This is a genomic window from Bartonella saheliensis (genome assembly GCF_902162175.1).
The window spans coordinates 152,263-166,815 of sequence record NZ_LR607196.1; the positions used below are offsets into that span (position 1 = coordinate 152,263).

A 14,553-nucleotide genomic window follows, 5' to 3' on the forward strand; every position below is an offset into this window, starting at 1 on the left:
AAAAAACAGCTACTTTAAACAAAGAGTTTAATAGAAACTATCGCAAAAATTAAGAGAAACACCTAAAAATATTAAGACATTCATGATTTTCTATATGTCTTTTAGTTTTCATGATGAAAAGCTTCCTTTGAAAAGGCGAAGTATTCATATATCGAGGTGAAAGGAAAGAAAAATGAGCAAAATTAGCAATAGCGGGAACGAATCAAAAAATACTCTCTATTGCTCGTTCTGCGGCAAGAGTCAACATGAGGTGCGTAAGCTCATTGCGGGGCCTACTGTATTTATCTGTGATGAATGTGTAGAGCTTTGCATGGATATTATTCGGGAAGAAAACAAGTCTTCTGGGGTTAAAGTGCGCGATGGCGTTCCTACTCCACAGGAAATTATATCCGTTCTTGATGATTATGTTATTGGTCAGCAGTATGCAAAGCGTGTTCTTTCTGTTGCCGTTCATAATCATTATAAACGGTTGGCGCATCAGTCTAAAAGCAATGATATTGAATTGGCTAAATCAAATATTCTTCTTGTTGGTCCAACGGGCTGTGGTAAAACTTATCTCGCACAAACATTAGCACGTATTATTGATGTTCCTTTTACGATGGCGGATGCGACTACTTTAACTGAAGCAGGTTATGTGGGGGAAGATGTTGAAAATATTATTTTAAAGCTTCTTCAAGCAGCAGATTATAACGTTGAACGTGCGCAGCGTGGTATTGTTTATATTGATGAGGTCGATAAGATTTCTCGTAAGGCTGACAATCCTTCTATTACAAGAGATGTTTCTGGAGAAGGAGTTCAGCAAGCGTTATTAAAAATTATGGAAGGAACGATTGCTTCTGTTCCTCCACAAGGTGGACGTAAACATCCGCAACAAGAGTTCCTTCAGGTTGATACCACAAACATTTTATTTATTTGTGGAGGAGCTTTTGCAGGCTTAGAACGGATTATTTCAGGGCGTGGTGAAAAAACTTCCATTGGTTTTTCTGCGACTGTTAAGGCTCCTGATGAACGTTGTGTTGGTGAAATTTTTCGTGATTTAGAGCCTGAAGATCTTATAAAGTTTGGTTTAATACCAGAATTTATAGGGCGTCTTCCTATAGTGGCTACCTTAGAGGATTTAGACGTTAACGCCCTCGTGCAGATTTTGTCACAACCTAAAAATGCATTGGTCAAGCAATATCAGCGTCTTTTTGAAATGGAAAATGTTGAGTTAGCATTTCACGAAGATGCTTTACGTGCTATCGCGAAGAAAGCAATTGAACGTAAAACGGGTGCGCGTGGTTTACGGTCCATTATGGAGAAGATCCTTCTTGAGACAATGTTTGAATTACCAGCTCTTGAAGGGGTTCAAAAAGTGGTTATTTCAAGCGATGTCGTTGATGGGAAAGCAAGTCCTCTTTATATTTACTCAGAACGTGCAGAAGATAAAGAAAATGTATCAGCATGACATTGCTGCGATATAGAATATAAAAAAATATTAATGAATGATATTTAATAAGCGTTTCTAATAATATTGTTATAATGCTTGATTTATGTGTTAGAAATTACCACTTCATGTATTGTGGAGAGCTGAGGTTTTCTAAGGGTGGGCTTGGTGTTATAGATAGCTCATAGGCTCCAGAAAGGAGAATTATGCAATATATTGATGAAAAGACAGATGAAATGAGAGATGGGGTTTATGCTGTTTTACCTCTTCGTGATATTGTCGTCTTCCCCCATATGATTGTTCCACTTTTTGTGGGCCGCGAAAAATCAATTCGTGCTCTTGAAGAAACGATGGCGGTTGATAAGCAAATACTCTTGGTGACACAAAAAAATGCTTCTGATGATGATCCAAAATCAGAGGATATTTATCATATTGGTACATTTGCTAATATTCTCCAACTTTTAAAGCTTCCTGATGGAACGGTAAAGGTCTTGGTTGAAGGGACTGCACGTGCAAAAATTAGTCAATTTTCTTTAAGTGATGGTTATCATCAGGCTTTTGCAGCTGTTACAGAAGAACCAAGAGAGGGTGATGTTGAGATTGAAGCTCTTTCAAGGTCGGTGATTTCCTATTTTGAAAATTATGTAAAGCTTAACAAAAAAATCTCTCCTGAAGTTGTCAATGCAATAGGTCAGATTGATAATCCTTCTAAGCTTGCTGATACGATTGCCTCTCATTTGATGATTAAACTTGCAGAAAAACAGGAAATATTAGAGCTCTTACCTGTACGAGCTCGTCTTGAACGTGTTCTATCTTTCATGGAAGGAGAAATTTCTGTTTTGCAGGTTGAAAAACGTATTCGTTCGCACGTGAAACGGCAAATGGAAAAAAACCAACGGGAATATTATCTCAATGAGCAAATGAAGGCTATTCAAAAAGAGTTAGGAGCAGGAGATGATAGCCGCGATGAGCTCTCTGAACTAGAAGAGCGTATTAAGAGTACAAAACTTTCCAAGGAAGCACAGGAAAAAGCTGGAACAGAACTCAGAAAATTACGGAATATGTCTCCGATGTCAGCAGAGGCGACAGTTGTTCGTAACTATCTTGATTGGTTATTAGCAATGCCTTGGGGTAAAAAATCTAAGATTAAAAACAATTTAGATTTTGCTGAAAAGGTCATGAATAATGAACATTTTGGTCTTGAAAAAGTCAAGGAGAGGATTATTGAATATTTGGCTGTACAAAGTCGTGCATCAAAGATAAAAGGTCCCATTATTTGTTTGTTAGGTCCTCCTGGTGTTGGGAAAACATCATTGGCGCGCTCTATTGCAAAGGCAACAGGGCGTGAATATGTTCGTATCTCATTGGGAGGTGTACGAGATGAAGCGGAAATTCGCGGACATCGCCGCACCTATATTGGTTCGATGCCTGGAAAAATTATCCAGTCTATGAAAAAAGCAAAAAAATCTAATCCGCTTTTCTTGCTTGATGAAATTGATAAAATGGGACAAGATTTTCGTGGAGATCCTTCCTCTGCTTTATTAGAAGTTCTTGATCCTGAACAAAATGCTACATTCATTGATCACTATTTGGAAGTTGAATATGATCTTTCTGATGTCATGTTTATCACAACTGCCAATACGCTTAATATTCCAGGTCCATTAATGGATCGAATGGAAATTATTCGTATTGCAGGTTATACTGAATATGAAAAAATGGAAATCGTTAAGCAGCATCTTTTACCAAAGGCACTCAAAGACCACTGTTTGTCTAAAAAAGAACTCGGTATTTCTGATGGAGCACTAAGATCGATTATTCAGTTTTACACACGTGAAGCAGGTGTTCGTAATCTTGAGCGTGAACTTATGAAAATAGCCCGTAAATCTGTTACAAAAATTCTCAAAACGCATCAAAAATCTGTAAAGGTTACAGAAAGTAATCTTGATGATTTCTTGGGTGTTAAACGCTATCATTACAATCAGATTGAAGGAGAAAATCACATTGGTGTTGTAACAGGTCTTGCGTGGACAGAAGTTGGTGGAGAGTTATTGACCATTGAAGGTGTGATGATGCCCGGCAAAGGCAAGATGACTGTAACTGGAAATTTGCGTGATATTATGAAAGAGTCTATTTCCGCGGCAGCATCTTATGTGCGTTCTCGTGCTGTCGATTTTGGGATTGAACCTCCACTTTTTGAAAAATGCGATATCCATGTTCATGTTCCAGAGGGAGCGACACCGAAAGATGGACCATCTGCTGGGATTGCTATGGTGACAGCAATTGTTTCGGTCCTTACAGGGATAGCTGTGCATAAAGATATTGCAATGACTGGTGAAATTACTTTACGTGGACGTGTTTTACCAATTGGTGGATTAAAAGAAAAACTCCTAGCGGCGCTTCGAGGAGGGATAAAAAAAGTCCTTATTCCTGAAGAAAACGCAAAAGATTTGGTTGATATTCCTGATGATGTCAAAAATAATATGGAAATTATTCCAGTAAATCATGTGAGTGAAGTTTTGAAACACGCTTTGGTTCGTTTTCCTGACACGATTGAGTGGAAAGAACCTTCTACAGTGGCTGTCCCTATCCGGTCAGAGAACAGTGATAGTGAAGGAATACAGATTGCGCACTGATTCACTCATCTTACTTATATCGGCATTTTAAAAGGTGCAGAAGGCATTGTCGTGGTTATTATTCTATTTTTTGTTAAAAAAAGTGAAAAATTCCGTGAATAACTGTGATTATTGCTAAAAAAACAATGTTTTGGATAAAAATAAGACTTCTGTTTGCTGTACTTTTCAATAAACTGACCAATAACATGATTAGGTCATGTTGTCAGCTAATATAGGGAAAGGAAATATCTTATGAATAAAAGTGAACTGGTTAGTTCTGTTGCTGAAAAGGCAGGTGTTTCGAAAGCACAAGCTGGTGCTGTTGTTGATGCTTTTATGGCTTCTGTAACAGAAGCTTTAGCTTCAGGAGGCGATGTGCGTCTTCCAGGTTTTGGCTCTTTTGAAGTTTCTCATCGTGCTGCAACAAAGGGGCGTAATCCTTCAACTGGTGCTGAAATCGATATTCCAGCACGTTCTGTACCTAAATTTTCTGCAGGAAAAAGCCTTAAAGAAGCAGTCAATAAAAAATAATTTAAACAATATAAAAAAAACCCGATTTATTTATAAGCGGGTTTTTTTATTAGATATTTCTTATACAGAGATATTCTATACGTCTTTCATATAAAAATTTTAAGTCTTTATACCCTTTTTCTCATTTTATGAATTACTAATGTTTTTAAAAATGATTGTAGAAATTTCATAAAATGCCATAGGCTTGAAATGTATAATTTTTAATCTTTTCAATAAATATTCTATTTTAATAATGGGGTATTATATAGCTTATAAAATATGGGTTAACTTTTATTATATGGAACTGCTAAAGCATTTCTTCAGAAACAGTATTAATAGTATAAAACAAAAAAACTCTGTGAAATGTATAAAATCTACTATAAACCACCGTTTTTGCTTAATAGGGATGCTCGTTGGGGATATCATGCTATCTTTTTTAGTTTCTATAACGTTGTTGGCCGCTATAGGCATTTGAGGCCAGTGCATAAAGGATAGTTTTATTTTTTTTTAATAGTTCTCTTAACTTACAATATCAGTCTCGCTAGTGTGATCTAGCAGTTGAGGGACTAAGCGTATGGTCTTTATTGATTGCTACAAGAGAGTCTGAGATCAAAAAATTACGATATTTAAGATGGAAGAGATGTATTCAGTTCTGTTTTAAATATCTTGGGTCCATATTTTTATTTTACTTGTGCTAGGCAAGAGAGTATTTTTTTCATCACAGAAAAATTGAAATGAGAGGCTATCATAAATATTAAGGAAATAAAAAATATTATGATTAAATAATATATGGAGTATAAAAATATTAATAGTACTAAAATAAATTATTATATATTGATAATATTGATATGTTTATTTTATGCCTTTAAATTAATTTATATAGAAACAAAGAAAATTTCTATTATCAAAAATTATTTCATATCTTTTATATTATTGAGTAAATGCCGAAATATAAGACAGTAATCTCTCGATTGAGATAGTATTTTTAACAAGGCTTTAGAATATATTTTTTCACGAGAGTCATAGAAATTTGTTCAGTAGATGAGAATCGAATCATGTATCTTTGTTATAAACAGGGGCTCTTTGATTCTTTATCTGTTAACCACTGAATACAATCATTGAGAGCTCTCGCTGTTATAATTTGTTTTTTTGCTAATTTTTTTTCTTTACTTGGCAAGCGTTTTCCTGAATGTTTAAGAGAAGCAATAGGGGGAAAGAGTCCAAAGTTGATATTCATTGGCTGAAAGGATTGTCTTTCTGCTTCTTCATCTATAATGTGTCCCCCCGTAATATGATTCAAAAGAGCACCAAATGCCGTAGTTAGTGGGGGGAGGCAAGGACAGTTTTGATGATATTCGGCAGAGGCAAAACGCCCAGCAAGAAGCCCTATAGCTGCTGATTCTACGTAGCCTTCACATCCGGTAATTTGCCCCGCAAAGCGTAGTTGTTTTTTTTGTTTTAAACGAAGGGTTTGATCAAGAATGATTGGAGAGTTGAGATAGGTATTGCGGTGAAGACCGCCAAGACGTGCAAATTCTGCTTTTTCAAGACCGGGAATCATTCTAAAAATGCGAACTTGTTCTCCATATTTTAGTTTTGTTTGAAAACCGACCATATTGTAAAGCGTTCCGAGTTTATTATCTTGGCGTAACTGAACGACAGCATAGGGTTTAACGGCGGGATTATGGGCATTAGTTAAGCCCATAGGTTTCATAGGCCCATGTCTTAAAGTTTCCAGTCCGCGCTCAGCCATAATTTCAATGGGCAGGCATCCATCAAAATAGGGCGTTTTTTCAAAGTCACGAAACTCTGTTTTTTCAGCATTTTTTAATGCTTCAACGAATGCTTCATATTGTTCCTTATTAAGAGGACAATTAAGATAATCTTTTCCTGTTCCCTCAGGACCAATTTTATCATAGCGAGACTGATACCAACAAATATTCATATCAATACTATCGGTATGGATAATAGGTGCAATAGCATCATAAAAAGAAAGGGCTTTTATACCGGTTATTGCTTTTAACTCTTGAGCAAGTGCAGGCGAGGTAAGGGGGCCTGTTGCAATAATAACGTGTTTCCAATCCCTAGGAATTTCTTGAATTTCTTCGCGTTTGATCGTTATAAGCGAATGGTTTTCAAGTGCTGATGTCACGGTTTTTGAAAATCCATCACGGTCAACAGCAAGAGCACTTCCCGCAGGGACTTTATTGGCATCAGCTGCTTTCATAATTAATGATTTTGCTAATCGCATTTCAGCATGTAAAAGCCCTACGGCATTTGTTGATGAATCATCAGAACGGAAGGAATTTGAACAAACCAGTTCTGCCAATTTATCAGTTTTATGAGCATCTGATTTTTTTTGGGGACGCATTTCATGCAAAACAACAGGAATTCCTGATTGAGCGATTTGCCAGCTTGCTTCACACCCCGCAAGACCGCCACCGATAATATGAATTGGAGTATCAAATGTCTTTAACATAGTCGACTTATTAGCGTAAGTTGCTGTGTATGAAAAGCATAGATTTTGTTTTGTTCTTTGTAAGAAAGACGTGTATTGAGTTTTTTTTAATATATTTGTTTGCTTTTTTTCTATAATTAATGGTATAGAAACGCCGCTTGTATAAGGTTATTAGCTTGCTAAGTTTGAGCGGATGTGGCGAAATTGGTAGACGCACCAGATTTAGGTTCTGGCGGGAGACCGTGGGGGTTCGAGTCCCTCCATCCGCACCAAAGCAATCCCTTAAGTGCTACGGATTTCTACGTGTCTGGAATTCCGCTTCATGGTAATGTAACACTTGAAGTGTTAGAATGTAATGATGATTAGAGAGGGGTTCTCCCTTTCCTTAGAAAAATGAAGGTGTTTAATGCAGGTTACCGAGACGCTTAATGAAGGACTGAAGCGCGAAATTAAGATCGTGGTTCCAGCGAAAGATTTAGAAAAAAAGTTGAATGAACGATTGGATGATACCAAGGGGAAGATCAGGCTTAATGGTTTTCGTCCCGGTAAAGTGCCAGGTGGGCATTTGCGAAAAATGTATGGTAAATCTTTTATGGCAGAGATTCTCAATGAGATACTCGCTGATGCGCCACGTTCTGTTTTAGCAGACCGCAATGAACGTCCAGCGATGCAGCCGGAAATTGATATAGATGAAGATGAAAAGATTCTAGATGGAAAAGCCGATTTTACTTTTAGTTTAAAGTATGAGGTTTTACCAAAAATTGAAATTAAAGCCTTTGAACATATTGAAGTTACGCGTGAAATTGCAGCTATTCCTGAAAAGGATATTGATGAGCAAGTCAATCGCGTCCTTTCTTCTACACGGAATTATTCCCTAAAAGAGGGATCTTCCGAAGAAGGTGATCGTATTACTATAGATTATCTAGGTAAGCTTGAGGGGGTTCCATTTGAAGGTGGGGCAGATAACGATGCACAACTGATTCTTGGGTCAAAACAATTTATTCCTGGTTTTGAAGAGCAATTGGTTGGTGTAAAAGCTGGGGATGCAAAAACAATTTCTGTAAAATTCCCAGAGAATTACAGTGCAGCGCATTTAGCAGGACGAGAAGCAGAGTTTGACATCACTATCAAAGCTGTCTTTAGACCAGATGAATTAAAAATTGATGATGAGGCGGCAAAAAAAGTCGGCTTAGAATCTTTAGAACGCTTGCGTGAGGTTGTTCGTGGACAGATTGAAAGTCAATATGGTTCGATGACACGTCAAAAAGTCAAGCGTCAAATTCTTGATGCTTTAGATGCTGATTATAATTTTGAGATCCCCGAAGGACTTTTAGAAATTGAATTCAATAATATATGGGCTCAGGTTAATGATGATTTGAAAAAGGCTGGGCGTACTTTTGAGGACGAGGGTATTACAGAAGAAAAGGCACGGGAGGAATATCGTGTTCTTGCACAACGTCGCGTTCGTCTTGGTTTAGTGCTTTCTGAAATTGGAATGAAGGTCGGTGTTAAAGTTAGTGAGGATGAGCTAAAAGCAGCTGTTTTTGAGCAAGTGCGTCAATATCCTGGTCAAGAAAAAGAGATTATGGACTTTTTCCGTAAGACACCGGAAGCTGTTGAAAATCTGCGTGCTCCGATTTTTGAAGAAAAAGTTATTGATCATTTGTTAGCACAGATAAAAGTCACAGATAAAGAAGTGACGATTGAAGAATTAATGAAAGAGTATGACGAATTAGATGTCTCTGAAGAAAAACCGGCAAAGAAAAAATCTGCTGCGAAAGAAAAATCTGCAGAGAAAACATCGGCTAAGAAAAAGGCCCCTAAAAAAGCTTAATATTTCCGCAAACAAAACAAGCCGGATGGAATTGGGTTGTTGTGATATTATATTCTAAGCTTGTACTGTAAATGGTTTGAAATAAACTATGAGATATGTTTTAAAATATTGGTAGTGGATTGGCAATGAGCATCATTGATACGCGCGCACCTAATTCTAAGCGTTTTATTTCTGGCGTTACAGGTGATTGGGAAGTCATCATTGGCATGGAGGTTCATGCGCAAATCATATCAAATTCGAAGCTTTTTTCAGGTGCATCAACCAAATTTGGTGCAGAGCCGAATAATCATGTATCACTTATTGATGCGGCTATGCCAGGGATGTTGCCTGTTCTTAATCAAGAATGTGTTCGTCAAGCAGTTCGAACAGGTTTGGGATTAAAAGCGCGTATTAATTTAAAATCTGTTTTTGATCGTAAGAATTATTTTTATCCAGATTTACCGCAGGGGTATCAGATTTCTCAATTTCGCTATCCCATTGTAGGAGAGGGGAAGATTATTATATCTGTTGGTCCAGATTCAAATGGTCAATTTGAGGATATTGAAATAGGAATTGAAAGATTACATCTTGAACAGGATGCTGGAAAATCAATGCATGATCAACATCCAACGATGTCTTTTGTGGATCTTAATCGCTCTGGTGTTGCGCTTATGGAGATAGTTTCTAAACCTGATATGCGCTCATCAGATGAAGCCAAAGCTTATATGACAAAATTGCGTACGATTGTTCGTTATTTAGGAACCTGCGATGGCAATATGGATGAAGGTTCTATGCGTGCAGATGTCAATGTATCCGTTCGTCGTCCTGGTGAAGCGTTTGGAACGCGTTGTGAAATCAAAAACGTTAACTCTATACGCTTTATTGGTCAAGCGATTGAGTATGAAGCGCGTCGTCAGATCGCAATTTTAGAAGATGGAGGCGTCATAGAGCAAGAAACTCGGCTTTTTGATGCCACTAAAGGAGAAACCCGCTCTATGCGCTCAAAGGAAGAAGCGCATGACTATCGTTATTTTCCTGATCCTGATCTTTTACCATTAGAATTTGATCAAGCATTTGTGGATGCTTTGGCCGCGGATTTACCAGAATTGCCTGACGCTATAAAAGCGCGTTTTGTTAAAGAAATGGGATTGACAGCGTATGATGCTTCCATTCTTGTGACAGAAAAAGCTATCGCTGATTATTTTGAAGAAGTAGCGTATGGGCGTGATGGAAAAATAGTTGCCAATTGGGTAATTAATGATCTTTTAGGGGCTTTAAATAAAAATAATCGTGAAATTGAGGAGTCACCAGTATCGCCAAATCAATTGGGAAGCATTATTGATCTTATAAAAGAAGGCGTTATTTCTGGAAAAATTGCCAAAGATCTTTTTGAGATTGTTTGGAATGAGGGGGGAGATCCGCGCCAAATTGTAGAAGAGCGCAATATGAAACAGGTAACAGATACAAAGGCTATTGAAAGAGCCGTTGATGAGATCATTGCTAATAATTCTGATAAAGTTGCGCAAGCAAAGCAAAAACCTGCTTTAGCAGGTTGGTTTGTTGGACAGGTAATGAAAGTAACAGGTGGTAAGGCAAATCCTCAAACTGTTAATGAATTAGTTAAGATGAAACTTGGCATAGATTAAATTTTGTGGGGTAGAGAAGAATTTATAAATATGATATCTTCTCGAAATTAACGGATAAAAAATTATCCTATCAATTGGAGTTGTATCTGAATTTACCAGCAACTTTTTTGGTAATTAAAAGCATTAACAAATTTATTCCAGCATGAGCATACTGAAGAAATGGAATAGAAAATGGCTCGTTTTTTAAAGCAAATCTTTACCTGGTGGAATGGTAATACCATGGGTACGCGTTTTTTTACATGGCGTAAAGGTAAGCAGATAGGGAAAGATCAATTTGGCAATATATATTATGAAGGGGGACTTCATAAGGATGGTTACCCGCACCGTTGGGTTGTTTATAGAGACTATTCTGAACCTTCTACTATTCCACCAGGTTGGCACGGTTGGATTCATCATCGCTGTGAGTGTCCACCAACACAGGAGGATTATCATCCCTATGAATGGGAAAAGCCGCACGTTGCAAATATGACAGGAACAAGTGAGGCTTATCGACCAAAGGGGGCTATTCCTTACAATGATGAGAGTCCTTGTGTACGTGAAGATTATGATGCGTGGTCACCTAAAAAATAAAATATTTTAATGGGCGCATGTGTTTTTATCTTTTTTGGCTCTACGTTATAACAAGAGTTGTTTTGGAGGTACGATTGGTTTTGATATGATGAGGTTTTCTTTATTGTTAGGGTTGAGGCATTTTTATATTTTTTTAATGGGAATTTTAGTGCTTTTATCCTTAAATAGTGGGGGGCGGGCTGAACGTATTAGCAATGGAATTGCTGTATTTGCAGGTCTTGATAAAATCACAGGTCGGACGACGCGTTTTGAAGTTTCTCTTGGTGAAGTTTATCAGTATGGTGCATTACAGGTAACGCCTCGTGCTTGTTATACGAGCTCTAAAGATGAACCAACGCGTACAACAGGTTTTGTTGAAGTCAATGAAGTAACATTAGATAAAAAAATACGGCGTATTTTCACAGGCTGGATGTTTGCAGATAGTCCTGGTTTAAACGCTGTTGAGCATCCTATTTATGATGTGTGGTTAAAAGATTGTGAGCAGGGTTCTCAAAATCTACCTCTTCAGTGATAATGTATTATATATTTGTAGTAAATTGATTTATAAGAATTATTTATCATTTTAAAATTTGAATGAGAGGCTCAAATTTCTATGATTCTCTCATTGAGAGTTTTCTTATATTGAATCGATCAAAATGATTGCCTTATTCGTTATAAGTGGCGGACGTGTGAATAAGACTATTTAAAAAGGCATAAAGTTTCAATTAAAGTATAGCGTGATTAAAAAAATAAAAAATTGGTATATTTCTGACAAAAAGCAACATATATCTATTTAATATTTTTATAATAGAATGCTCCATAAGGAGTTTGTTTATTCATAAGCTTTTATACATGGCATGATAAACTGCACATTTCAATAAGTAGGATGTTATTCATTTTATAAATTATATTTTTAATATCTACGCTTTTCAAAATCTTTTGTATAAAAGACTGGTGCTTTTATGGTGAGCTATTGAAAATAAAAAAAGGAATCTTGAAGAAGCGTAAAAAAAACTCCGTATCATTGGGAGTGGTATCTTTATTTTTTGTAAAGAATAACCAATTATTCTGAAGAAGAAGAGATTTTATCCAATGAAAGTTTCTTATCATCCATATAAGAATGTTTCTCGATTGCCGAGAAAACCTAAAGAACCTTTATTGAATGTTCCCTTTATTATTGTTGTCTTGATCGTAATTTGTTTTTGTCTTTATTGTATTCCTCAGTATTTTTTTTCTCATCAGCGTTATATTGAAAGTCTTGAGTTTTTTTCATTTACACCAGCATTGTTTAAGTCGGATCCTATCGCATTTTTTTATACCATGGTGAGTTATTCATTTATGCATGGTAGTTTTAAACATGTTGCTCTTAATATGGTTTGGCTTTTGGTTTTTGGCTCTCCTTTAGTAAGGCATTTTGGTGTTCTACGTTTTTTAATTTTTTGGGTGCTAACGGCAGTTACTTCCGTTTTGACATATTTTACATTTCATCAAGAAAGTATCATATCACTTGTTGGAGCGTCAGGTGCTGTATCTGGAATGATGGGGGCTATTGCACGTTATGGTTTTCCTAGTGGTTATTTAGGTATCAATGGGCAAAACGAAAAACCTTTGGGGACTTTATTATCCATCAAAAAAGCTCTTTGTTCCAAGAGTGTACTTATTTATATAAGTGTATGGTTGGCGGCTGATTTTATCATAGGTATTTCTTCCGTTTTGTTTGAAGAAAATGGTATCTCAATAGCATGGGAAGCGCATATTGGCGGGTTTTTTACGGGTTTTTTATTGGTTGGCTTTTTTGATATTTCACAAAAAATAAAGGCTAGAATCTAAGATATTTATGCGTTATATAAAGTGCTATTGTTGCTGCATTTGAAACATTTAATGATTTAATATTTCCAGGCATATCAAGGCGAGCTAAAGCGCAAACTGTTTCACGTGTTTTTTTTCGTAAGCCTTTCCCTTCTGCGCCTAAAACAAGAGCAATCTTATTCCCTGTTAATGTTGTTTCTAGAGGTTGATTCCCTTCTGAATCGAGGCCAAAGCTTGTAAACCCTGTTTGATGGAGCTCTTGAAGAGCTTCTGCGAGGTTTCTTACGGTGATATAATGAATCATTTCCAAAGCCCCTGATGCCGCTTTTGCAAGAACACCGCTTTCTTGGGGGGAATGACGGCAAGTGGTAATAAGTGCTTTAGCTTTAAATGCAACGGCAGAGCGCATAATAGCGCCAACATTATGTGGATCAGTAATTTGATCCATGACAATGACTAGATCAGTATTGGTGAGTTCCGATAGTTGGCATGGTTTGAGAGGAGAAGCTTCTAAAACAATCCCTTGATGAACTGCCTCACTTCCAACGAGCGAATCAAGATATTTGGGGGTACATAATGTAACAGGACAAGGATAATCTGATTCGGATATATTTAATCGCTTTAAGGCGTTTTGTGTAACGTAAAGACATTTAAAAATTCTTTTTGGGTTTTTTAAAGCAGCCTGAACTGAATGAATGCCATAAAGATGGATAGTTCCTTGCTGCAAAGAAGCGGCTTCCTTCTTCAGATATGTAGAAGATCGAGAAGGAAAGCCTTTTGCATCGCGATATCGGCGACGTAAACGAGCATAATGAGAATTTTGTGATGTTTTTTCTTTCATAACTCCTTTATAGCGTTTTAATAAGAAAAATAGCTAGAAAAAATCTATGATTTAACGTTATGAGCAGGAAATTTGTACAGAATTGTATTTATTCTGTTGACAGATACAATCGTAATCGTCATAACCACTTCGCAATCAGATTGAATTGAATGGGTGTTCAAGATGATTGTCGTGATGCCTCATCGCGCGACTTTGTCGGTGTAATGGAGGGGTGCCCGAGTGGTTAAAGGGGGCGGACTGTAAATCCGTTGCGTATGCTACGTTGGTTCGAATCCAACCCCCTCCACCATCCATCGAAGGAGAGTTAGTACGCACGTGGGTTAAGCGGGTATAGCTCAATGGTAGAGCAGCAGCCTTCCAAGCTGAATACGCGGGTTCGATTCCCGCTACCCGCTCCAAATAGTTGTTGATGATTGGGCAAGTAGGTATAATGGAAGATATTCCATTATTAAAGTGGGCGGGATTTTCCGTCTAAGAGTTGTGGTGATTGGGCTGATTACGGTCCAGTTGAATTCAGTTCTGCAGGCCTGTTTTTAGGTGCTAACAAAGACAGAGAATAAAGTTAAGAGATTAATAGCGATGGCGAAGAGCAAATTTGAACGAACAAAACCGCATGTTAATATAGGAACGATTGGTCACGTTGATCATGGGAAGACTTCGTTGACAGCAGCGATTACGAAATTTTTTGGTGAGTTTAAAGCATATGATCAAATTGATGCAGCACCAGAAGAGCGGGCCCGTGGAATTACCATTTCTACAGCGCACGTTGAGTATGAAACGGAAAGCCGTCACTATGCCCACGTTGACTGTCCAGGACACGCAGATTATGTGAAAAACATGATCACAGGGGCAGCACAGATGGATGGTGCCATTTTGGTTGTTTCTGCGG

The 14,553-nt window shown here is 37.3% G+C and carries 11 protein-coding genes and 3 tRNA genes; 12 read left to right on the forward strand and 2 right to left on the reverse strand.

Annotated features, from left to right (window positions below; translation table 11 throughout):
* Positions 1–172: 172 nt before the first annotated feature.
* The 3 genes from clpX (at position 173) to FS875_RS01760 (ending at position 4,569) form a co-directional block, all read left to right on the forward strand.
* Positions 173–1,447, forward strand: coding sequence for an ATP-dependent Clp protease ATP-binding subunit ClpX (clpX, locus tag FS875_RS01750; protein ID WP_144752183.1), 1,275 nt, complete (start codon positions 173–175; stop codon positions 1,445–1,447).
* A gap of 185 nt (positions 1,448–1,632) precedes the next feature.
* On the forward strand, positions 1,633–4,059 hold the full coding sequence (gene lon / locus FS875_RS01755) for an endopeptidase La (RefSeq protein ID WP_144752186.1): 2,427 nt from the start codon (positions 1,633–1,635) through the stop codon (positions 4,057–4,059).
* 231 nt (positions 4,060–4,290) lie between these two features.
* Positions 4,291–4,569 carry an HU family DNA-binding protein gene (locus tag FS875_RS01760; protein ID WP_012231443.1) on the forward strand — a complete coding sequence of 93 codons (279 nt, stop codon included), beginning with the start codon at positions 4,291–4,293 and terminating at the stop codon, positions 4,567–4,569.
* 1,045 nt (positions 4,570–5,614) lie between these two features.
* On the opposite strand, the gene trmFO is transcribed toward FS875_RS01760, so the two are convergent.
* Complete coding sequence (gene trmFO, locus FS875_RS01765; RefSeq protein ID WP_144752188.1) at positions 5,615–7,027, reverse strand: methylenetetrahydrofolate--tRNA-(uracil(54)-C(5))-methyltransferase (FADH(2)-oxidizing) TrmFO; 1,413 nt, start codon at positions 7,025–7,027, stop codon at positions 5,615–5,617.
* 168 nt (positions 7,028–7,195) lie between these two features.
* Between trmFO and FS875_RS01770 the strand changes: the two genes are divergently transcribed.
* From FS875_RS01770 to FS875_RS01795, 6 genes are all read left to right on the forward strand, one after another.
* Positions 7,196–7,278: transfer RNA gene (locus FS875_RS01770), tRNA-Leu, on the forward strand.
* 134 nt (positions 7,279–7,412) lie between these two features.
* Complete coding sequence (gene tig / locus FS875_RS01775) at positions 7,413–8,840, forward strand: trigger factor (RefSeq protein ID WP_144752191.1); 1,428 nt, start codon at positions 7,413–7,415, stop codon at positions 8,838–8,840.
* 125 nt (positions 8,841–8,965) lie between these two features.
* The gene (gene gatB / locus FS875_RS01780) at positions 8,966–10,465 is read left to right on the forward strand and encodes an Asp-tRNA(Asn)/Glu-tRNA(Gln) amidotransferase subunit GatB (protein ID WP_144752194.1); all 1,500 of its coding nucleotides are present in this window, start codon (positions 8,966–8,968) and stop codon (positions 10,463–10,465) included.
* A gap of 171 nt (positions 10,466–10,636) precedes the next feature.
* The gene (locus tag FS875_RS01785) at positions 10,637–11,035 is read left to right on the forward strand and encodes an NADH:ubiquinone oxidoreductase subunit NDUFA12 (RefSeq protein ID WP_144752197.1); all 399 of its coding nucleotides are present in this window, start codon (positions 10,637–10,639) and stop codon (positions 11,033–11,035) included.
* Positions 11,036–11,123: 88 nt separating this feature from the next.
* Positions 11,124–11,546 (forward strand): DUF2155 domain-containing protein, encoded by a 423-nt coding sequence (locus FS875_RS01790; RefSeq protein ID WP_207999945.1) that lies wholly within the window; start codon positions 11,124–11,126, stop codon positions 11,544–11,546.
* Between the two features lie 560 nt (positions 11,547–12,106).
* Positions 12,107–12,844 carry a rhomboid family intramembrane serine protease gene (locus FS875_RS01795; protein WP_144752200.1) on the forward strand — a complete coding sequence of 246 codons (738 nt, stop codon included), beginning with the start codon at positions 12,107–12,109 and terminating at the stop codon, positions 12,842–12,844.
* Here the strand turns inward: FS875_RS01795 and FS875_RS01800 are convergent.
* Positions 12,834–13,664, reverse strand: coding sequence for a TrmH family RNA methyltransferase (locus tag FS875_RS01800; RefSeq protein ID WP_144752203.1), 831 nt, complete (start codon positions 13,662–13,664; stop codon positions 12,834–12,836). The two genes, FS875_RS01795 and FS875_RS01800, sit on opposite strands and share 11 nt — an antisense overlap.
* Positions 13,665–13,869: 205 nt before the next feature.
* On the opposite strand from FS875_RS01800, the gene FS875_RS01805 reads away from it, so the two are divergent.
* The 3 genes from FS875_RS01805 to FS875_RS01815 form a co-directional block, all read left to right on the forward strand.
* Positions 13,870–13,953: transfer RNA gene (locus FS875_RS01805), tRNA-Tyr, on the forward strand.
* A 35-nt stretch (positions 13,954–13,988) separates the two neighbouring features.
* A tRNA-Gly gene (locus FS875_RS01810) sits at positions 13,989–14,062 on the forward strand.
* 181 nt (positions 14,063–14,243) lie between these two features.
* Positions 14,244–14,553 (forward strand): GTP-binding protein (locus FS875_RS01815; RefSeq protein WP_207999939.1); only part of this gene is annotated, 310 nt, incomplete at its 3' end.

What these genes read in the sequence shown, in the direction of transcription:
- clpX (WP_144752183.1), top strand. Translation starts at nt 173, where the DNA reads ATGAGCAAAATTAGCAATAGCGGGAACGAATCAAAAAATACTCTCTAT.
- lon (WP_144752186.1), top strand. Translation starts at nt 1,633, where the DNA reads ATGCAATATATTGATGAAAAGACAGATGAAATGAGAGATGGGGTTTAT.
- FS875_RS01760 (WP_012231443.1), top strand. Translation starts at nt 4,291, where the DNA reads ATGAATAAAAGTGAACTGGTTAGTTCTGTTGCTGAAAAGGCAGGTGTT.
- trmFO (WP_144752188.1), bottom strand. Translation starts at nt 7,027, where the DNA reads ATGTTAAAGACATTTGATACTCCAATTCATATTATCGGTGGCGGTCTT.
- tig (WP_144752191.1), top strand. Translation starts at nt 7,413, where the DNA reads ATGCAGGTTACCGAGACGCTTAATGAAGGACTGAAGCGCGAAATTAAG.
- gatB (WP_144752194.1), top strand. Translation starts at nt 8,966, where the DNA reads ATGAGCATCATTGATACGCGCGCACCTAATTCTAAGCGTTTTATTTCT.
- FS875_RS01785 (WP_144752197.1), top strand. Translation starts at nt 10,637, where the DNA reads ATGGCTCGTTTTTTAAAGCAAATCTTTACCTGGTGGAATGGTAATACC.
- FS875_RS01790 (WP_207999945.1), top strand. Translation starts at nt 11,124, where the DNA reads ATGAGGTTTTCTTTATTGTTAGGGTTGAGGCATTTTTATATTTTTTTA.
- FS875_RS01795 (WP_144752200.1), top strand. Translation starts at nt 12,107, where the DNA reads ATGAAAGTTTCTTATCATCCATATAAGAATGTTTCTCGATTGCCGAGA.
- FS875_RS01800 (WP_144752203.1), bottom strand. Translation starts at nt 13,664, where the DNA reads ATGAAAGAAAAAACATCACAAAATTCTCATTATGCTCGTTTACGTCGC.